The sequence below is a fragment of the Streptomyces sp. 142MFCol3.1 genome (assembly GCF_000424945.1).
Lineage (GTDB): Bacteria > Actinomycetota > Actinomycetes > Streptomycetales > Streptomycetaceae > Streptomyces > Streptomyces siamensis.
This window is the reverse complement of record NZ_AUKV01000018.1, coordinates 1-18,409: the sequence shown is the minus strand read 5'-3', so window position 1 is coordinate 18,409 and position 18,409 is coordinate 1. Positions and strand designations below refer to the sequence as shown.

Sequence of the window (18,409 nt, the reverse complement as noted above, 5' to 3'; positions counted from 1 at the left end):
CGGGTCCCGGCGCGGGGTGGCCCGGGGCGGCCGAGGCGCGGCGCCGGGTCCGGGGGCGCGGGTGCCCGCCGTGGCACGGGCCCGGCCCCGGCCTCCGTGTCGCCGGGCGCCCGGGGCCGCGTGGGGTTCGCGTGCCGGGCCGTCAGAGGATCACGTGCGGCAGGAAGCGGGCGTACTCGTCCGTGACCAGGCCGGACGACTCGCGGATGCCGAGGCCCGCCGACTCGTCCTCGACGACCCAGGCGCCCAGGACGACGCGGTTGCCGTCGAAGGACGGGAGGGGAGCCAGCTCCTGGTAGACGCAGGGCTCGTCGGTCCGTACGGCCGGGGCGGCGCCCGGCTCGTGCACGGTGACGCCGGCGCCCTCGCGGCCGAGGAGCGGCTTGGCCACGTAGCCCCGGCCGGCGGCCAGTTCACGCGGGCCGTCGAGGTAGGCGGGGAGCAGGTTCGGATGGTCCGGGTAGAGCTCCCAGAGGACGGCGAGGAGGGCCTTGTTGGAGAGGAGCATCTTCCAGGCCGGCTCGATCCACAGCGTCGTCCCTGTGCCGCCGCCGTTGTCGAGGGTGTCCAGGACGTGTCCGGCGAAGCGGTCGGCGGTGAGCCACTCCCAGGGGTAGAGCTTGAAGCAGCTGCGGATGAAGCGGAGCGAGTTGTCGACGAAGCGGCCGGAGAGGGGATCCCAGCCGATCTCCTCCATGGAGATCCAGTCGGTGTCGAGGCCCGCCTGCTCCGCGGTCTCCTTGAGGTAGGCGACCGTCATCAGGTCCTCGCCGAGTTCGTCGGCGGAGGAGTGCGCGAAGTGCAGCGGGCTGCCCGGCGGCAGGAGGGGTGCCTGCTTCTTCCAGGCGGCGACGAGGCGTTCGTGCAGCGAGTTCCACTGGTCGGCGCCGGGGAAGCGGTCCTCCATCCAGAACCACTGCGGGCTCGCGGCCTCGACGAGGGAGGTCGGCGTGTCGGCGTTGTACTCCAGCAGCTTGGCGGGGCCCGTGCCGTCGTAGCGCAGATCGAAACGGCCGTAGACGGAGGGGAGTTCGGCGCGCCGCCGCCAGGCCTCGGCGACGGCCCGCACGACGTGCGGGTCGGTGATGCCGAGGTCGGCGAAGCGGTCCGTGCGGACGATGTGCTCGGCCGCGGCCAGGCACATGCGGTGCAGTTCGTCCACGACCTCCTCCAGCGCCTCGACCTCGGGGAGCGAGAAGACGTAGTACGCGCTCTCGTCCCAGTAGGGGCGCAGGGAGTCGTCGGGGTGGCGGGTGAGCGGATAGATGAGGCCCTGTTCCTCGACGGTCCGCTGCCAGTCGGGGCGGGGTGCGATGGTGCGGCGTTCCACGGGGTGTCTCCTGTTCAGCCGCCGGAGCTGCCCTTGCCGCTGCCGAAGCCGCCGCGGTCGACGCCGCTGTGGCTGCCGCCGGAGCCACCGGAGCCCTTGCCGGGCTTGACGAAGGAGCCGCCGTCGACCCAGCCGCTCTTCTTCTTGCCGCCGTAGTACCAACTGCCGTTTACGGACACCTTGGTGGACTTGCAGTTCTTGTCGGCGACGACCCGGTAGCCCTTGGCGAGGTTGTAGCTGTCGCGGTCGACGCAGCGCTTGTCCGGCTCCGAGGAGCAGGCCGTGAGTGCAGCGGCGAGGAGGCCCATGCCGCCGAGCACGACGGTGCCCGAGCGCAGTTGACGACGTGTGTCAGCCATGTCCGTTCCCCCGTTGTTTCGTTCGGTTCGACTTTGCTTCGTTTGTGATTCTTCTTGGACGTCCGACGATCAGAGTAGAGAGCACCGCAGTACGTGCGTGCGACGGCCCCCTGCGATGCGGGCTCCCCTACAGTCGCTTCGTGCTCTTTGGAATGGTGTGCGCGCTTGGTGCGTCGGTCTGCTTCGGAACCGCGACGGTGCTCCAGGCGATGGCGTCGCGCGCGGCCGCCGGCACCGGGCCGGGCGGGGACGCGGCACTGTTGCTCCGCGCACTGCGGCAATGGCGCTATCTGGCCGGGCTCGCGCTCGACGGGGTCGGGTTCCTGCTCCAGATCGCCGCGCTCCGGTCGATTCCGATCTACACGGTGGGGGCGGCGCTCGCCGCGAGCCTCGCCGTGACGGCGGTCGTGGCCTCACGGCTGCTGCGGGTACGGCTGGACCGGGTCGAGTGGGGCGCGGTGGGACTGGTGTGCGCGGGGCTCGCGATGCTGGGGTCGGCGTCCGGCACCGAGGGCGAGCGCCCGGGGTCGGCGGCCCTGAAGTACGCGATGCTGGGCACGGCCGTCGGGGTGCTGCTGCTGGGCCTCGTGAGCGGGCGGCTGCCCGATCGGGGGCGCCCGCTCGTCCTCGGTCTCGGCGCCGGCTTCGGCTTCGGTGTGGTCGAGGTGTCGGTGCGGCTCATCGACGACCTCGACCCCGGTGCGCTGCTGGCCGATCCGGCGGCGTACGCGCTGCTCATCGGCGGCGGCGCGGCGTTCCTGCTGCTCACCTCGGCCCTTCAGCGCGGCTCCGTCACGACCGCGACCGCCGGGCTGGTGATCGGGGAGACGATCGGGCCCGCCCTGGTGGGCGTGGTGTGGCTGGGCGACCGCACGCGGGAGGGGCTCGCCTGGCTGGCGGTCCTCGGCTTCGCGGTCGCGGTGGCGGGCGCGTTGGCGCTGGCCCGCTTCGGCGAGGCCCCGGTGCAGGGCTCCGGCGGGGCCCCGGTGCAGGAATCGACGTAGTCGCTCCGGCGAGGCCCCGATGGGAATCGACGTAGTCGCTCCGGCTCGCTCGGCGGGCAGCGGGCCCGCTTAGTCACGGCTCCGGGGCAAAGCACGCCACAGCCGCTCCCGGCCCGCTCGGCAGGCAGCGGTCCACGTCCGCCCGACCCAGGTGCAGGAGCCGCTCCCGACTCCCCTCGGCAGAGGCCTCGCTTCAGAGAGCGCGACGGTCCCCTCCGGCTCCGCGGCAACCGGGAGTCCGGGCCGCGAACCGGGGAAAGGGAGCTGGAGCCGGGAGCCAGGGAGCGGGAGCCAGAGCCGCGAGCCAGGGAGCGGGAGCCGGAGCCGCGAGCAGGAGCCGGGGAACGGGAGCCGGAGCCGGGGCCGCGAGCCAGGGAGCGGGAGCCGGGGAACGGGAGCCCGTGCCGCGAACCGGGGAAAGGGAGCCGGGAGTCGCGTCAGGGCAGCGCCCGGCACAGCGCGTCGAGCGCCCCCGACCACGCGTGGTCCGGCGGTGTCCCGTACCCCACCACCAGCGCGTCCTGCGGTTCCGTGACCGCGTCGGGGTGGCGGTAGCGCGTCAGGCCGTGGACGGCCAGCCCCTGCCAGGCCGCCGCCCGGACCACCGACTGTTCGGTGCCCGCGGGAAGCCTGAGGACGGCGTGCAGGCCGGCCGCGATTCCGGTGGCGTGGACCGTCGGGGCGCGATCGGCGAGGGCCGCGACCAGCGCGTCGCGGCGCCGTCGGTAGCGCAGCCGGGCCGCCCGGACGTGCCGGTCGTAGGCGCCGGAGGTGAGGAACTCAGCGAGGGTGAGCTGGTCCAGCGCCCCGGTCGACCAGCCCCCGCCGTCCTTGAGCGCGGTGACCTCGGGCGTGAGCGACGGCGGCAGGACCAGCCAGCCCAGTCGCAGCGCGGGGGCCAGGGACTTGCTCGCGGTACCCAGGTGGACGACGTGCCGGGGGTCCAGTCCCTGGAGGGCGCCGACGGGCTGGCGGTCGTAGCGGAACTCGCCGTCGTAGTCGTCCTCCAGGATCAGGCCGCCGGTGCGGCGGGCCCAGTCCACGACGGCGGCCCGGCGGTCCGGATGGAGCGGCACCCCCATGGGGAACTGGTGCGCGGGCGTGAGCAGGACGGCTCCGACCCCGGCCAGGTCGTCGGTGCGGGCGCCGAGTCCGTCCAGGGGCAGCGGGACGGTCCGCAGGCCCGAACGGTGCAGGAGGTTCCAGTGCAGTTCGAGCCCGTAGGCCTCGACGGCCACGGAGCGCACGCCGCGCTGTCGCAGGACCGCGCCGAGCAGCGTCAGGCCGTCGGCGAATCCGGAGCAGACCACGATGCGCTCCGGATCGGCCCGCACGCCGCGGGCGCGGGAGAGGTAGCCGGACAGGGCGGTGCGCAGTTCGGGGGTGCCGCGCGGATCGCCGTACCCGAGTGCTTCGTGCGGCGCGGCGCTCAGCGCTCGGCGGGCGGCCCTGAGCCATGCGGTGCGTGGGAAGGAGGCGAGGTCCGGGCTGCCGGGGGCGAGGTCGTAGGCGGGGCGCGCCTGCTCGCGGTGGCGCGGCGCCGTCTCCGGGGCCGGCGGTACGACCGTCCGCTCGGCCACCCTGGTGCCCGAGCCCTGGCGTGCGGTGAGCCAGCCCTCGGCGACGAGGTCGGCGTACGCGTCGGCGACCGTGTTGCGGGCGATGCCCAGGTCGACGGCGAGCGACCGGGAGGAGGGGAGCCGGGTGCCGGGTGCGAGCCGGCCGCTGCGGACGGCCTCGCGCAGCGCGTCCGTCAGCCCTTTGCGCACCCCGGACCCGGTCGGCTCGACATGGAGGTCGAATCCCTCGCCTCCCAAAGTGGCCCGTGACTCTGCCATGGAAATGGACCATACTCCTGGGCTACTCCGCCCGTAGTGTCGGGACCCATGACGACGCATGACGACACCACGACCACCGGCCGCTCCACCGAATACGTTCCCGAGCACACCCCCCGCCTGGACTGGGCCATGCTCGCCCCCGACGTGTACAAGGCGATGATCAAGCTCGACGCGGCGGCCCGGAAGGGTCTGGACCCCGTGATCCTGGAACTGGTGAAGATCCGCGCCTCGCAGCTCAACCACTGCGCCTTCTGCCTGGACATGCACACCAAGGACGCGATCGCCGCCGGTGAGAGCGTCGAGCGGATCATCCAGCTCGGCGCGTGGGAGGAGTCGAAGCACTTCTACACGCAGAAGGAGGTCGCGGCGCTCGAACTGACCGAGGCGGTCACGGTCCTGACGGACGGATTCGTGCCCGACGAGGTGTACGAGCAGGCCGCCAAGCACTTCGAGGAGGCCGAACTGGCCCAGCTGATCGCCGCGATCACGGTGATCAACGCCTGGAACCGGTTCGGCGTGGCCTGCCGGCTGGTGGCCGGGCACTACCGAGCGGGTCAGTACAAGTGACGGGCTCGGACGGGAGCACCCGTACGAGCCTCCTCGACGCCGAGGTGCGTACCGCGATGCAGGCGTTCAGCGCCGCCGCGAAGAAGGGTCTCGGGGACCCGGCGCTGGCGGAGATGGTCATGATCCGCGCCTCGCAGACAAACCACTGCGCGTTCTGTCTCGACATGCATGTGAAGCTCGCCCGCAAGCACGGAGTCGACGACGACCGCATCCAGCTCCTCAACGCCTGGGAGGAGGCCGAGGAGGCGTTCAGCGAACGCGAACGGGCGGCGCTCGCCCTGACCGACGCGGTCACGGTCCTGACGGACGGTTTCGTGCCGGACGAGGTCTACGAGCGCGCCGCCGAGCATTTCGACGAGGCGGGGATCGCGCATCTCATCGGGCTGATCACCGCCATCAACAGCTGGAACCGGCTGATGGTGACCCGGCGCATCGCACCGGGCGCCACCGCGTGGTGAGTCACGGCACGGACAGGGCCGAGACGTTCCGGGCACTGCACCGGGGCCGCCCGCCGGGTGACCCGCTGGTGCTGCCGGGCCCGTGGGACGCGGCCAGCGCGCGGGTGTTCGTGGACGCCGGGTTCCCGGCGCTCGCCACACCGAGCGCCGGGGTCGCCGCCTCCCTCGGGTACGAGGACGGGGCGACGCCCGCCGAGGAGATGTTCGCGGCGGTCGCGCGGATCGTCCGCGCGGTGGACGTGCCCGTGTCCGCGGACGTCGAGGACGGCTACGGGCTCCCGCCCGGGGAACTGGTGGAGCGGCTCCTGGGGACGGGGGCGGTCGGCTGCAATCTGGAGGACTCGGTGGGAGGCGTCCTCAAGGACCCCGCCCGGCACGCCGACTGGCTGGCCGAGGTGCGGGCCGCCGCCGGGGACCGGCTCTTCGTCAACGCCCGCATCGACACGTTCGCGTACGGGGACCCGGACCCGGAACGGGCGATCGAGCGGGCCGCGCTGTACGTCGCCGCAGGCGCCGACTGCGTGTACCCCATCGGCGCTCCCGTCGACGTACTCCCCCAGCTGCGCGCCGGGATCGAGGGGCCGGTCAACGTGTTCGCCAGGACCGGCGACGCCCGGCTCGACGAGCACCTCACGGAGCTGGGCGAACGGGGCGCCACCCGCGTCACGTTCGGGCCGGGGCTGCAGCGCCGGACCGCTCAGGCCCTGGGGGAGATCGCCGCGGAACTCCGGCGGTAGGCAGGCCCCCACCGCCGGCGGGACTCCGGCGGTGAGCGGGGCCCCCGCCGGCGGGACTCCGGCGGGGGCCCGCGGAAGCAGGCAGGGTCAGGGCAGCCACGCCCGCCACGTCGACTCGTGGCTGCCCACCCACTTCTTCGCCGCCTCCTCGGGCGTCAGCTTGTCGTTGGCGATCATCAGGGAGACCTCGTTCTGGTCCTCGGTCGTCCACTTGAACTTCTTCAGGAAGTCCGCCGCCTTGCCGCCGCTCTTCGCGAAGTCCGTGTTGAGGTACTTCTGGAGCGGGGTGTGCGGGTAGGCGCAGGCGACCTTCGCGGCGTCGGCGTCGCAGCCCTCCTTGTAGGCGGGGAGTCTCACCTCCGTCATCGGGACCTTCTCGAAGAGCCACTGCGGGGAGTACCAGTAGGTGAGGAAGGGCTTCTTCGCCTTGGCGAACTGCTTGATCTGGGTGATCTGCGCCGCCTCGGAACCCGCGAACACCACCTGGTAGTTCAGCTTCAGGTTGTTCACCAGCGCCTTGTCGTTGGTGACGTAGGACGGGGAGCCGTCCAGGAGCTGGCCCTTGCCGCCGCTCTCGGCCGTGCGCAACCGGTCGGCGTACTTGTCGAGGTTCTTCCAGTCGGTCACGTCCGGGTGCTGCTCGGCGAAGTACGTCGGGACGTACCAGCCGATGTGCCCGGTCACCCCGAGCTGCCCACCCTTCGTGATCGTCTTCTTGTCGTCGACGTACCGCTTCTCCTGGTCGGGGTGACCCCAGTCCTCCAGGATCGCGTCGACGCGGCCCTGGCTGAGCGCGTCCCAGGCGGGGACCTCGTCGACCTGGACGGTGTCGACGCGGTAGCCCATCTCGTGCTCCAGCAGGTACTGGGCGACGGCCACGTTGGCCTGCGCGCCCACCCAGGACTGCACGGACAGGGTGACCGTCTTCGCGCCCTGGGCGTTCGCGAACGGCGAGGCCTGCTTGGTCATGTCGGCGGCGCCGCAGCCGGTCAGCAGCAGGAGCGCCGATCCGCCCGCCACCACGGCGGTGGTACGAAATCGCATGTCACGCTCCCTTCTTCGCACGGCGTTCGGTGGGCTGGGTCACCCGGTCGAGCATCAGGCCGAGGCAGACGATCGCGGCGCCGGCGACCAGCCCGGTCGCCAGGTCGCCCTGCGCCAGACCGAAGACGACGTCGTAGCCGAGCGCTCCACCGCCGACGAGACCGCCGATGATGACCACGGCGAGGACGAGCACGACGCCCTGGTTGACAGCGAGCAGCAGGGCCGGCCGGGCCAGCGGCAGCTGGACCTGGCGCAGCTGCTGCCCGCTGGTCGCGCCCATCGAGCGGGCCGCCTCCAACGCGGCGGGGTCCACCGCGCGCAGCCCCTGGGTGGTGATGCGGACCACGGCGGGCAGCGCGTAGACGACGGCCGCGGCGACGGCGGGCGCGCGGCCCACGCCGAACAGCGCCACCACCGGGATCAGGTAGACGAACTGCGGCATGGTCTGGAAGACGTCCAGCACGGGCCGCAGCAGCCGTTCGACGCGCTCGCTGCGCGCCGCCGCGATACCGGTGGCGAAGCCCAGCACCAGGGTCACCGCGACGGCCGCGAGGACCTGCGAGAGCGTGTCCAGGGACGGCTTCCACACACCCAGCACGCCGATCGCGGCCATGGCGAGGACGGCGGTGAGCGCGGTGCGCCAGGTGCCGATCAGCCAGGCCAGAGCGGCCACGATCAGCAGGACCGACCACCAGGACAGCCACAGCAGGCAGTCCCGGAGCGGGTCGAGGACCCAGGTCGTGAAGTGGCCCGCCCAGTCGGCGGTGCCCCCGATGACGGGGACGCCGGAGTAGAGGTGGTTCGTCATCCAGTCGACGACCCGGTTCACGGGCTCGGCGATGCCCACCACCCACGAGCCGGGCCAGTCGAGACGGCCGGTGAGGCGTCCGGCGACCGCGACGGCCACGGCGGCGGCCGCGGCGTACGCCCAGGGTGCGAGGGCGCGTTCCGACTCGCCGAGCCGCTCCCCCGCGGAGGCGGTGACCCGGTCCAGGACGACGGCGAGCAGCACGATGGGGACGCCGGCGGCGAGCGCGGCGCCCACGTCGACGGAGGCGAGTGCCTGGTAGACGCGGTCGCCGAGGCCGCCCGCACCGATCACGGACGCGATGACGGCCATGGACAGCGCCATCATGATCGTCTGGTTGAGGCCGAGCAGGAGCTCCTTGCGGGCCAGCGGGAGCCGGGCTGTGGTGAGCCGCTGACGGGCGGTGGCGCCCAGCGAGGCGACCGCCTCCATCACGCCGGTGTCCGCGTCGCGCAGGCCGAGCGCGGTGAGGCGGGCCATGGGCGGGGCGGCGTAGACGACGGTGGCGAGCACGGCCGCGGGGACGCCGATGCCGAAGACCAGCACGACGGGGAGCAGGTAGGCGAAGGCGGGCAGGACCTGCATGGTGTCCAGGACGGGCCGCAGCGCGCGATACGTGCGGTCGGACAGGCCCGCGGCCAGGCCGAGCAGTGCGCCCAGGACGACGGACGCGAGGACGGCGACCACCATGAGCGCCAGTGTCTGCATGGTGGGCACCCACATGCCGAGCACGCCGCAGGCGAGGAAAGCCGCGGCCGTGCCGAGTGCCAGCCGTACGCCGGCGGTCCGCCAGGCGACGAGTGCCGCCACGGCCGTCACGCCGGCCCAGCCGGCGGCGAGCAGCACGAGGTAGACGGCGCGCACGGCCAGGACGACGGCGTTGCTGACGTACCCGAAGAAGTACAGGAACAGCGGGTGGCTGTCGCGGTTGTCGATGATCCAGTCGCTGGTCCGGCCGAGCGGCCCGCCGAGGTCGACGGTGAGGGCGTGCGGCCAGGTGCCGCTGGCCCAGCGGGAGTCGAGGACGGGCACGACGACGGCCGCGGCGACGGCGAGCATCAGGAGCTTGCCGACGGCCCGGTGTCTGAGCAGTCCGCCGATCCGGGAGGGGGCGAGCGGCGCGGTGACGGTGGCCATCAGACCACCTCCTTGTCCTGCTCCGTTCCGGCGGCGGCGCCGAGGTCGGACCCGCTTCCGGCCGCGCTCTCCCCGCCGGAGCCGGACCCGGCGGCGTCACCAGGACCGGACTGGGCCTGTGCCGTGTCACCCGCACCGGACTGCGTCCCGGCGACGACGCCGAGCAGGCGCTCGTGGTCGACGACTCCGAGACAGCGGCCGCCGTCCATGACACGGGCGGGGGCGCCGGTCCGGGCCACCGCCTCGATCGCCTGGGACACGGTCGCGTCGGGCGTCAGGGCCGGACCGCCGGCCGCCTCGTGCGCGGACGCCGCCCGCATCGCGGTACGGACGGTCACGACCTGCTCGCGCGGGACGTCCCGGACGAACTCCCGTACGTAGTCGTCGGCGGGCGAGCCGACGATCTCCTCGGGGGTGCCGAGCTGGACGATCCTGCCGTCGCGCATCAGGGCGATCCGGTCGCCCAGGCGCAGGGCCTCGTTCAGGTCGTGGGTGATGAAGACCATCGTGCGGCCCTCCTCGCGGTGCAGCCGGACGACCTCCTCCTGCATGTCGCGCCGGATCAGCGGGTCGAGCGCGCTGAACGGCTCGTCGAACAGCAGGACCTCCGGGTCCACCGCGAGGGCGCGGGCCAGTCCGACGCGCTGCTGCTGACCGCCGGAGAGCTGGCCCGGCCTGCGCTGCTCCAGGCCCTCCAGGCCGACCTTGGTGACGATCTCCGCGGCCCTGGCGCGGCGCTCCTCCTTGCCGACGCCCTGGATCTCCAGACCGTAGGCGACGTTGTCGAGGACCGTGCGGTGCGGCAGCAGGCCGAAGTGCTGGAAGACCATCGCGGCGCGGTGGCGGCGGAGTTCGCGCAGCCGGGTCCGGTCCATGGCGAGAACGTCCTCGCCATCGATGGCGAGGCTGCCGGACGTCGGTTCGATGAGCCGCGTCAGACACCGGACCAGGGTGGACTTGCCGGAGCCGGACAGGCCCATGACGACGAAGACCTCGCCCTTGCGCACGTCGAAGCCGACGTCGCGGACGGCGGCCGTGCAGCCGGTGCGCGAGCGCAGCTCGGCGGGGGCGAGCGCGGCGAGTTCGGGGTCCGCCGGGACGCGCTCGGCCTTCGGGCCGAACACCTTCCACAGGTTGTGCACGGAGAAGACGGGCTCGACGGCCTTGTTCTCCTGGAGGGTTGCCGTACTCATCACTCACCACCACCGATCAGATCGACGCACTTCTCCCCGACCATGAGCACCCCGATCATCGGGTTCACGGCGGGCATGGTCGGGAAGACGGACGCGTCGGCGATCCGGATCCCGTCGAGCCCGCGGATGCGCAGCTCGGGGTCCACGACGGCGAGTTCGTCGGCCGGGTCACCCATGCGGCAGGTGCCCGCGGGGTGGTAGACGGTGTGCGCGACCTGGCGGGCGTAGGCGCTGAGCTCCTCGTCGTCCGTGATGCCGGGGCCGGGGCACACCTCCCGCTTGAGCCAGCCGGCCAGCGGCTCGGACTTGGCGATCTCTCGGGCGATCTTGATGCCGTCGACGAGGGTGCGCCCGTCGTAGTCGTCCTCGTCCGTGAAGTAGCGGAAGTCCAGGGCGGGTTTGACGGACGGATCGGCGCTGGTGAGGTACAGCCGGCCGCGGCTGCGCGGCTTGGGGATGTTCGGGGTCATCGAGACGCCGTGCGCCGGGCGTTCGTAGCCCAGTCGCTCGGGGTTGTCCGTGAAGGGGACCTGGTAGAAGTGGAACATCAGGTCGGGTCCCTGGTGCTCCGGGTCCCGGCGGACGAACAGGCCCGCGTCGGAGTCCATCGCGGAGTTCTCGGGGATCGGGCCGTCGGTCTCCCACACGATGACCGACTCGGGGTGGTCGAGCAGGTTCTCGCCGACCCCGGGCAGGTCGTGGGCGACGGGTATGCCGAGCCGCTCCAGGTCCTCCTTCGGCCCGATGCCGGAGTGCATCAGCAGCCGCGGCGAGTCGACGGCGCCCGCGCACAGCACGACCTCGTTCCGCGCGCTCACGAGGATCTCCTCGCCGTCCTTGGTGCGCACGTGCACGCCCCTCGCGCGGGTCCCGTCCAGCTCCAGCCGGTACGCCCAGGTCTCCAGCAGGATCGTCAGATTGGGCCGCTGGTCCATGACGGGGTGCAGGTACGCCACGGACGCGCTCGACCTCTTGTTGTTCTCGGGGTGGTAGGCGAGGTCGAAGAAGCCGACGCCTTCGGTGAACGGCTTCTCGTTGAAGCCCTCGACGCGCGGCACGCCGAGCGCGGTCCGGGCGGCGTCGACGAAGTCGCGGGCGATGGCGTTCCGGTCCTTCTCGTCGACCGGGACGATGTTGTTGAGCAGGCGCGCGTAGTACGCCTCCATCGGCACCGCGCCCCAGCCCTCGGCTCCCGACGCCTCCCACTCGTCCCAGTCGGACGGCAGCGGCTTGAACGCGATCAGCGTGTTGTGGGACGAGCAGCCGCCGAGCACCCGGGCGCGGCTGTGCCGGATGTGCGAGTTGCCGCGCGGCTGCGGGGTCGTCGGGTAGTCGTAGTCGAGTTCGCCGCCGAGCAGGCCCATCCAGCGGCGCAGGGTGAGGACGTCGTCGCGGTCCACGTCACTGGGGCCGCCTTCGATGACGGCGACGGTGACGTCGGGGTTCTCGGTGAGGCGGGAGGCGATCACGGAGCCCGCCGTGCCGCCGCCGATGACGACGTAGTCGTACGTGTTCTCGTGCATGTGGTCGTGCTCCAAGGTGCGGGTGGTGGGGGTTGGCCGGGGCCGGACCGCGGCCGGCCGGGCGGGGACCGGTGTCAGCCCGCGAACCAGCGGACCGGCTTGGGCGCCAGGTTCTGGTACACGTGCTTGGTCTCGCGGTACTCGGCGAGACCGGCCGGGCCGAGTTCGCGCCCCACACCGCTCTTTCCGAAACCGCCCCACTCCGCCTGCGGGAGGTAGGGGTGGAAGTCGTTGATCCAGACGGTGCCGTGCCGCAGCCGTCCGGCGACGCGCCGGGCGCGGCCCGCGTCGGCGGTCCAGACGGCGCCGGCCAGCCCGTACTCGGTGTCGTTGGCGAGGGCGACGGCCTCGTCCTCGGTGCGGAAGGTCTCCACCGTCAGGACGGGTCCGAACACCTCCTCGCGGACGACCTTCATCTCGCGGTGGCACTGGTCGAGGACGGTCGGCTCGTAGAAGTAGCCGGTGGCGGGCCGCACGTCGGACGGCTCGGGCCGCTTGCCGCCGGACCGCAGCACCGCCCCCTCGGCGAGCGCGGAGGCGACGTACGCCTCCGTCTTCTCGCGCTGCTGCTCGGAGACGAGCGGGCCGCACTCGACGCCGTCCTCGGTGCCGCGGCCGAGCCTGATCCGGGCGGCCCTGCGGGCGAGTTCGGCGACGAACCGCTCGCGGACCGATTCCTCGACGATGAGCCGCGAACCGGCCGAGCAGACCTGGCCGCTGTGGATGAAGGCGGCGTTGAGGGCCTGGTCGACCGCGGTGTCGAAGCCCTCCTCGGTCGCGCAGGCGTCGGCGAAGACGACGTTCGGGTTCTTGCCGCCCAGCTCCAGGGCGACCTTCTTGACGCCCGCCATGGCGGCCTGGCCGACCTTGGTCCCGCTGACGAGCCCGCCGGTGAAGGAGACGAGGTCGACGCCGGGATGCTCGGCGAGGCGCGCGCCGACGCTCTGGCCGGGCCCGGTGACGATGTTGGCGACGCCGGCCGGAAGTCCGGCCTCGGCGAGCAGCCGGATCAGGGCGACGGTCGTCAGCGGGGTGATCTCGCTCGGCTTGACGACGAAGGTGTTCCCGGCGGCGAGCGCGGGAGCGATCTTCCAACTGGCCTGGAGTAGCGGGTAGTTCCAGGGGGTGATCATCGTGCACACGCCGACCGGCTCGTGCACGACGACGCTGTGGACCTCGTCGGTGCCGGCGTCCACGACCCGCCCGCCGCCCTCGCCCACGACGAGATCGGCGAAGTGGCGGAAGGCGTCGGCGACGCAGTCGATGTCGACGCGGCCCTCCTCGACGGTCTTGCCCGCGTCACGGCTCTCGAGCAGCCCGAGTTCCTCGCGGTCGCGCACCAGGAGGTCGGCGACGCGACGGAGCAGGGCGGCCCGGTCGGCGGTGGGGGTGCGGGGCCAGGGGCCCTCGTCGAAGGCACGGCGGGCCGCCTCGACGGCCGCGTCCGCATCCCGCTCGTCACCCTCCGCGACCACGGCGAACGGCTTGGCATCGGCGGGATCGAGGATCTCGCGGGTGGCGCGGGAGACGGCGTCGCGCCATTCGCCGCCCACGTGGATGGTCTGTTCTGCCTGCTGTCCGGCCATGATCGGTGATGCCTTCCGTTCCTGTTCCGCGCCCCGGGTCACACGCATGTCGCCCTTGGGGACCGGGAGCACCTGCCCCCCCGACCCCGGATGCATGCACAACCGGTCACCAAAAGTGCGCCGGGTCACTGAAAAATCCCACGAAATAGGACCACAACGGCTGAAATCTTCTACCGAGAGTGACCGGAAGCCAGGAGCGCGGCCCGCGCGAGCCCGACAACCCTGGGTACGGGTACCGGACTCCGGCCCGCCACCCCGTGGACGCCGGACTTTCCTTTGACTAAAGTCAAAGAAATATGAGGCCCGTGTCAGCGAACCCGTCAGCGCACCCGCCGGCCCACCACGTGCGTGCGCTGCGTCGCTTCAACCGCTACTTCACCCGCCGCATCGGCGCGCTCGACGACCACTACCTCGGCCAGGACCGCCCGCTCGGCGAGGCCCGGCTGCTGTTCGAGATCGGCGCCGAGGGCGCCTCGCTGCGGGACCTGAGGAGCCGACTCGGCCTGGACGCCGGGTACTTGAGCCGCACGGTGCGAGCCCTGGAGACACAGGGGCTCGTCCGGGTGACGGTTCACCCGCACGACAACCGGCTGCGGGTCGCCGAACTCACCGCGACCGGACGGGCCGAGGTGACCGAGCAGAACCGGCTGGCCGACGAACTGGCGGAAGGACTGCTCGCCGGACTCGGCGGACGGCAGCGCGACGAGCTGACCGCCGCACTCGGCGCCGCCCAGCGGCTCCTGCGGCTCGCCGCGATCACGGTCGTACGCGTCGACGGCGCCTCGCGCGACGCCCGCGACTGCCTCGCCGCCTACGCCGCCGACATCGACGCCCGCTTCCCCGAGGGCTTCGACACCGCCGCCCTCGTCCGGCCCCACGAGGTGTCGGGGGACGCGGGCGCCTTCCTCGTCGCCTACGAGGAGGGACGGCCCGTGGCCTGCGGGGCACTGCGCCGACTGGAACCGGGAGTGGGTGAGATCCGGCACGTGTGGGTCCACCCCGACGCCCGCCGCCTCGGCCTCGCGCGGCGCGTCCTGCGCGGCCTCGAGGAGCACGCCGCCGCACTCGGCTGCACCGTCGTCCGACTCGACACGCACGCCGTGCTCACCGAGGCGCAGGCCATGTACCGGGCGTGCGGATACACGGAGATCCCGCGGTACGACGACAACGTGTACGCGGCCCACTGGTTCGAGAAGCGGTTGCCCCCCGTAGCAAGGCCCTAGGAACCGTTCGCGCAGTCGGCGCCGGTGGGGCAGAAGGAGTTCACGGCCGTCGTCAGGTCACCGGTCATGTCACCGCCCTCGGGGCCGCTCGCGTTGATCGCGTACAGCGTGCCGTCGGCGGCCCGGAAGCGGTGGTCGACGACGTGCGTGGGTCCGTTGTCCTTGCTGTCGTAGCGGTAGGTCACCTCGATCCAGTCGGATCCCGACTGCCGTCCCAGGAACCGGTAGCCGTTCAGTTTCCCCCAGATCGTCTCGGCCTTGTCCATCGACTCGGCCAGGGAGTTCTCCTTGACCTCGAACAGCATCAGCCTGCGGTCACCACCGGGGGACGTGTACGTGACGACCTGCGCCAGCTTGCCCCGCTCCTCCTTGCGCGCCCACCCGTCCGGCACGTCCACCGTGTAGCCGACCGGGTCCACCGCCCGGCTGTATCCGGGCGCGGGTGCCGCGACGGTGGGCTGCGCCGAGTCGGCGAAGGTGTCGTCGCTGCCGGAGGCCTGCCCGGTCTCCTGCGGGGGCGCCGTCTGCGTGGCCGTGACGGTCACCGCCGGCGACGACGCGCCGGCGTCCGTACGGCCTCCCCTGTCGTCCCTGGTCAGCGCCCACACTCCGCCACCCAACCCGCCCGCGAGGACGGCCACCGCCACGATCACCACGAGCAGCCGGCGCGAGTCCGCCCCACCGGAGGGCGGGCGGCCTCCGGCGGGAGCCGGACCGAGCACGGGCGGCTGCGGAAACGGATACGGCGCCTGCTGCGGCAGCTGTGGCGGCGGGGGAGGAACCGCGGGCGGATACCCGTCCGGGCGCAGGGTCCCCGCCTGGGTCGGCGCGGACGCCCACCACTGCGCCTGCGCGTCCGGCGGCGCCCCCGCGGCACCGGATCCGCCCGCGGCGGCGCTCCCGTCGCGCACGCCGGTGCCGTCGTCGTCGATCCACCGCTGACGGTCCGCGTCCCACCGCTGTGTCATCTCGTCACCCCCCGTTCCTCCCGGACCGCTGCCGCTGTTCCGCGAGCTGTGCGATCACCTGCACGACGGCGGCCGTCGCGGCCGGCCCCGCGACCGCCGCCGCGGCGGTCTCCAGCCGCACGCGCAGCCGTCCGGGCCGCGCCGGATCCCCGCGGCCCGTGCGCTCGATCTTCCCCTGCACCACGGCGAGTTCGCTGTCGAGCCCGGCCATGTCGTCCCTCGCGGTGAGCAGCCGCAGCCGGTCCCGCAGGGTGCGCACCGCCTCCGGGAGCATCGTCGTGCCCCGGCCGGAGGCGGCCCGCGCGAGCCAGAGGAGCACGCAGACCGACGCGTAGTACGGCACCGCGACGGAGCCGGACAGCATCGCGATGCCCCCGGGGTCCGCCACCGACGTCTCCGCGACGAGGAACAAGCCCCGGTTCACGAGCAGCGCGACCCCGGTCGAGGCCTCCCGTCGGCGCGCCCGTAACGCGTGGGCGTACGGCGTCGGCGTCCGCACCGAGGGACGGTGCCGCGGGATGCTCCTCGTGCCCGACGAGTTCGTCGATCACCCTGGCCCCGAAGGCCGGGTCAAGATGGGCCCCGGCGCACGGCGGCCGAGTGGCCTCGCTGTGCGCGTACTGTCGCCCGGATCCCGTCACTGGGACCACCCCCGCCGTGTTTCCCCCGGCCGCCCCGGTTCCCTGGGCGGCTCGCACGTCACGACGATAGTGAGGTCTGCCCCTGCCGCACCCTTCTTTATGGCGACAAAGCGCGCATGTTCGATACGTACTTTCCCTACGCACACGTCGGCCCCCGCCCGGAATCGCTTCCGGGCGGGGGCCGACGCAGGTGTGGGTGGCTCAGATGAGGCCGAGGGCGCGAACGGCCTCGCGCTCCTCCTCCAGCTCCTTCACCGACGCGTCGATGCGGGCGCGGGAGAACTCGTTGATGTCCAGGCCCTGGACGATCTCGTACTGGCCGTCCTTGGTGGTGACGGGGAAGGAGGAGATGAGACCCTCCGGCACACCGTAGGAACCGTCCGACGGGATACCCATCGAGGTCCAGTTGCCGTCCGCGGTGCCGTTGACCCACGTGTACACGTGGTCGATGGCGGCGTTGGCGGCCGAGGCGGCGGAGGACGCGCCACGGGCCTCGATGATCGCGGCACCGCGCTTGGCGACGGTCGGGATGAAGTCCTCGGCCAGCCACTTCTCGTCGCCCACGACCTCGGCGGCGTTCTTGCCGGCGACCGTGGCGTGGAAGATGTCGGGGTACTGGGTGGCGGAGTGGTTGCCCCAGATGGTCAGACGCTTGATGTCGGCGACCGTGCTGCCCGTCTTCTTCGCGAGCTGGGTCAGCGCGCGGTTGTGGTCCAGGCGGGTCATGGCCGTGAAGCGCTCGACCGGTACGTCCGGGGCGGCGGCCTGCGCGATGAGCGCGTTGGTGTTCGCCGGGTTGCCGACGACCAGGATCTTGACGTCGTCCGCGGCGTGGTCGTTGATGGCCTTGCCCTGCGGCTTGAAGATACCGCCGTTGGCCTCCAGGAGGTCACCGCGCTCCATGCCCTTGGTACGCGGGCGGGCGCCGACGAGCAGACCGACGTTGGTGCCGTCGAAGGCGACGTTCGGGTCGTCCGTGATGTCGATGCCCTGAAGGAGCGGGAAGGCGCAGTCGTCGAGCTCCATGGCGGTGCCCTCGGCGGCCTTCAGGGCCGGCGTGATCTCCAGGAGGCGCAGTTTGACCGGCACGTCCGCGCCGAGCAGCTGGCCGGAGGCGATGCGGAAGAGCAGGGCGTAACCGATCTGGCCGGCCGCGCCGGTGACGGTGACGTTCACGGGAGTGCGGGTCATGGCGTTCTCCGTATGACAGCTGGCGGTGGGGCGTCCCTGCCCCGGGTGCAGGATCGTCCCTGGCAACCGCCGCAATGATCGATCAAAGGTTCCGATGATCGATCTCTCGGCGTCAAGAGAGATCCGCCCGTCAGGCTATCGCGCCTCCAGCATCCCGGACGTCCGGGTTCGTGTGGCCCACCCCACAGACCTTCCGAGCGGTGGCGGCCGCCGGTCCGGGAGAGGGGGACGCGGCGGCCGCCATCGGGGTCACCGGGGCGGTGTCCGGGAGGGTTGCCCTCCCGGACGACGCCGGATCCCGTGGGGTACGGGACGCCTGCCCCGTTCCCTCCGGACCATGCCCCCGCGTTCCTCGCCGTCTGTACGCCCCCGGCCCCGATCGGCCTGGACGGCCTCGTCCTCAAACGCCGGACGGGCTGAGAGGTGGCTCTCTGCCCTCAAGGCGGGACGGGACGGGAACCGCCGCCGGACGGGCCGAGGAATGCCGGACGGCACGGGACGTACCGCCGGACGACGCGGGAACTGCCGTCGGGACGGGCCATGACCGGCCCCTCACCCCACTCGCACCCGCACCCGCACCCGTATCCGCACCCACCCGCACCCGTATCCGTATCCGCACCCCACCCACACCCGCACCCGCCCTCTCACGGAAGGGGCCGTGCCGGTGAATCACATGCCCGTTGCGGACGGCGACACGAACCCACCGCACCGACACACCGGACCACACGACGGCTGCAACGGGCGGATCACCGGCACGGACCCGACCCACCCACCGGACAGACGGCGAAACGGCCCGACAGCC

16 protein-coding genes are annotated in these 18,409 nt (G+C 72.5%); 5 read left to right on the top strand and 11 right to left on the bottom strand.

Going from position 1 to position 18,409, the window contains the following annotated elements:
• Positions 1-142 precede the first annotated feature (142 nt).
• Both H305_RS0125540 and H305_RS0125535 read right to left on the bottom strand, forming a co-directional pair.
• Complete coding sequence (locus tag H305_RS0125540; protein ID WP_028802907.1) at positions 143-1,330, bottom strand: glutathionylspermidine synthase family protein; 1,188 nt, start codon at positions 1,328-1,330, stop codon at positions 143-145.
• A gap of 14 nt (positions 1,331-1,344) precedes the next feature.
• Positions 1,345-1,689: a hypothetical protein gene (locus H305_RS0125535; protein WP_028802906.1), complete on the bottom strand. Its 345-nt coding sequence runs from the start codon at positions 1,687-1,689 to the stop codon at positions 1,345-1,347.
• A 152-nt stretch (positions 1,690-1,841) separates the two neighbouring features.
• Between H305_RS0125535 and H305_RS0125530 the strand changes: the two genes are divergently transcribed.
• Positions 1,842-2,693 carry a hypothetical protein gene (locus H305_RS0125530; protein WP_028802905.1) on the top strand — a complete coding sequence of 284 codons (852 nt, stop codon included), beginning with the start codon at positions 1,842-1,844 and terminating at the stop codon, positions 2,691-2,693.
• Positions 2,694-3,130: 437 nt separating this feature from the next.
• Here the strand turns inward: H305_RS0125530 and H305_RS0125525 are convergent, their stop codons facing one another.
• Positions 3,131-4,531: a PLP-dependent aminotransferase family protein gene (locus H305_RS0125525; RefSeq protein WP_028802904.1), complete on the bottom strand. Its 1,401-nt coding sequence runs from the start codon at positions 4,529-4,531 to the stop codon at positions 3,131-3,133.
• A 48-nt stretch (positions 4,532-4,579) separates the two neighbouring features.
• Between H305_RS0125525 and H305_RS0125520 the strand changes: the two genes are divergently transcribed.
• From H305_RS0125520 to H305_RS0125510, 3 genes are read left to right on the top strand one after another with little or no spacing between them, the layout of a single operon-like run.
• On the top strand, positions 4,580-5,098 hold the full coding sequence (locus tag H305_RS0125520) for a carboxymuconolactone decarboxylase family protein (protein ID WP_028802903.1): 519 nt from the start codon (positions 4,580-4,582) through the stop codon (positions 5,096-5,098).
• Between the two features lie 56 nt (positions 5,099-5,154).
• Positions 5,155-5,556 (top strand): carboxymuconolactone decarboxylase family protein, encoded by a 402-nt coding sequence (locus H305_RS0125515; protein ID WP_051370981.1) that lies wholly within the window; start codon positions 5,155-5,157, stop codon positions 5,554-5,556.
• Complete coding sequence (locus tag H305_RS0125510; protein ID WP_037765372.1) at positions 5,553-6,293, top strand: isocitrate lyase/PEP mutase family protein; 741 nt, start codon at positions 5,553-5,555, stop codon at positions 6,291-6,293. The genes H305_RS0125515 and H305_RS0125510 overlap by 4 nt, the downstream gene beginning before the upstream one ends.
• An 87-nt stretch (positions 6,294-6,380) precedes the next feature.
• Here H305_RS0125510 and H305_RS0125505 read toward each other — a convergent pair whose 3' ends face one another.
• The 5 genes from H305_RS0125505 to H305_RS0125485 form a co-directional block, all read right to left on the bottom strand.
• The gene (locus H305_RS0125505) at positions 6,381-7,337 is read right to left on the bottom strand and encodes an ABC transporter substrate-binding protein (protein ID WP_028802900.1); all 957 of its coding nucleotides are present in this window, start codon (positions 7,335-7,337) and stop codon (positions 6,381-6,383) included.
• 1 nt (position 7,338) lies between these two features.
• Positions 7,339-9,282, bottom strand: a complete 1,944-nt coding sequence (locus H305_RS0125500) for an ABC transporter permease (protein WP_028802899.1) — start codon at positions 9,280-9,282, stop codon at positions 7,339-7,341.
• The gene (locus H305_RS47060; RefSeq protein WP_078629244.1) at positions 9,282-10,475 is read right to left on the bottom strand and encodes a quaternary amine ABC transporter ATP-binding protein; all 1,194 of its coding nucleotides are present in this window, start codon (positions 10,473-10,475) and stop codon (positions 9,282-9,284) included. The genes H305_RS0125500 and H305_RS47060 overlap by 1 nt, the downstream gene beginning before the upstream one ends.
• Complete coding sequence (locus H305_RS0125490) at positions 10,475-11,998, bottom strand: GMC family oxidoreductase (protein ID WP_028802898.1); 1,524 nt, start codon at positions 11,996-11,998, stop codon at positions 10,475-10,477. Before H305_RS0125490 ends, H305_RS47060 begins: the two co-directional genes overlap by 1 nt.
• 74 nt (positions 11,999-12,072) lie before the next feature.
• On the bottom strand, positions 12,073-13,584 hold the full coding sequence (locus H305_RS0125485; RefSeq protein ID WP_028802897.1) for an aldehyde dehydrogenase family protein: 1,512 nt from the start codon (positions 13,582-13,584) through the stop codon (positions 12,073-12,075).
• Positions 13,585-13,880: 296 nt separating this feature from the next.
• On the opposite strand from H305_RS0125485, the gene H305_RS0125480 reads away from it, so the two are divergent.
• On the top strand, positions 13,881-14,807 hold the full coding sequence (locus H305_RS0125480; RefSeq protein WP_028802896.1) for a bifunctional helix-turn-helix transcriptional regulator/GNAT family N-acetyltransferase: 927 nt from the start codon (positions 13,881-13,883) through the stop codon (positions 14,805-14,807).
• Here H305_RS0125480 and H305_RS47055 read toward each other — a convergent pair.
• The 3 genes from H305_RS47055 to H305_RS0125465 all read right to left on the bottom strand — a co-directional run bounded on the left by H305_RS47055 (position 14,804) and on the right by H305_RS0125465 (position 17,607).
• Complete coding sequence (locus H305_RS47055) at positions 14,804-15,775, bottom strand: hypothetical protein (RefSeq protein ID WP_051370956.1); 972 nt, start codon at positions 15,773-15,775, stop codon at positions 14,804-14,806. The two genes, H305_RS0125480 and H305_RS47055, sit on opposite strands and share 4 nt — an antisense overlap.
• A gap of 4 nt (positions 15,776-15,779) precedes the next feature.
• Positions 15,780-16,274 (bottom strand): hypothetical protein, encoded by a 495-nt coding sequence (locus H305_RS0125470; protein ID WP_028802895.1) that lies wholly within the window; start codon positions 16,272-16,274, stop codon positions 15,780-15,782.
• 343 nt (positions 16,275-16,617) lie between these two features.
• Positions 16,618-17,607 carry a malate dehydrogenase gene (locus tag H305_RS0125465; protein ID WP_028802894.1) on the bottom strand — a complete coding sequence of 330 codons (990 nt, stop codon included), beginning with the start codon at positions 17,605-17,607 and terminating at the stop codon, positions 16,618-16,620.
• Positions 17,608-18,409 lie beyond the last annotated feature (802 nt).

Coding starts and splice junctions, on each gene's coding strand:
- H305_RS0125535 (WP_028802906.1), bottom strand. CDS start 1,689: ATGGCTGACACACGTCGTCAACTGCGCTCGGGCACCGTCGTGCTCGGC.
- H305_RS0125530 (WP_028802905.1), top strand. CDS start 1,842: ATGGTGTGCGCGCTTGGTGCGTCGGTCTGCTTCGGAACCGCGACGGTG.
- H305_RS0125525 (WP_028802904.1), bottom strand. CDS start 4,531: ATGGCAGAGTCACGGGCCACTTTGGGAGGCGAGGGATTCGACCTCCAT.
- H305_RS0125520 (WP_028802903.1), top strand. CDS start 4,580: ATGACGACGCATGACGACACCACGACCACCGGCCGCTCCACCGAATAC.
- H305_RS0125515 (WP_051370981.1), top strand. CDS start 5,155: ATGCAGGCGTTCAGCGCCGCCGCGAAGAAGGGTCTCGGGGACCCGGCG.
- H305_RS0125505 (WP_028802900.1), bottom strand. CDS start 7,337: ATGCGATTTCGTACCACCGCCGTGGTGGCGGGCGGATCGGCGCTCCTG.
- H305_RS0125500 (WP_028802899.1), bottom strand. CDS start 9,282: ATGGCCACCGTCACCGCGCCGCTCGCCCCCTCCCGGATCGGCGGACTG.
- H305_RS47060 (WP_078629244.1), bottom strand. CDS start 10,475: ATGAGTACGGCAACCCTCCAGGAGAACAAGGCCGTCGAGCCCGTCTTC.
- H305_RS0125490 (WP_028802898.1), bottom strand. CDS start 11,998: ATGCACGAGAACACGTACGACTACGTCGTCATCGGCGGCGGCACGGCG.
- H305_RS0125485 (WP_028802897.1), bottom strand. CDS start 13,584: ATGGCCGGACAGCAGGCAGAACAGACCATCCACGTGGGCGGCGAATGG.
- H305_RS0125480 (WP_028802896.1), top strand. CDS start 13,881: ATGAGGCCCGTGTCAGCGAACCCGTCAGCGCACCCGCCGGCCCACCAC.
- H305_RS47055 (WP_051370956.1), bottom strand. CDS start 15,775: ATGACACAGCGGTGGGACGCGGACCGTCAGCGGTGGATCGACGACGAC.
- H305_RS0125465 (WP_028802894.1), bottom strand. CDS start 17,607: ATGACCCGCACTCCCGTGAACGTCACCGTCACCGGCGCGGCCGGCCAG.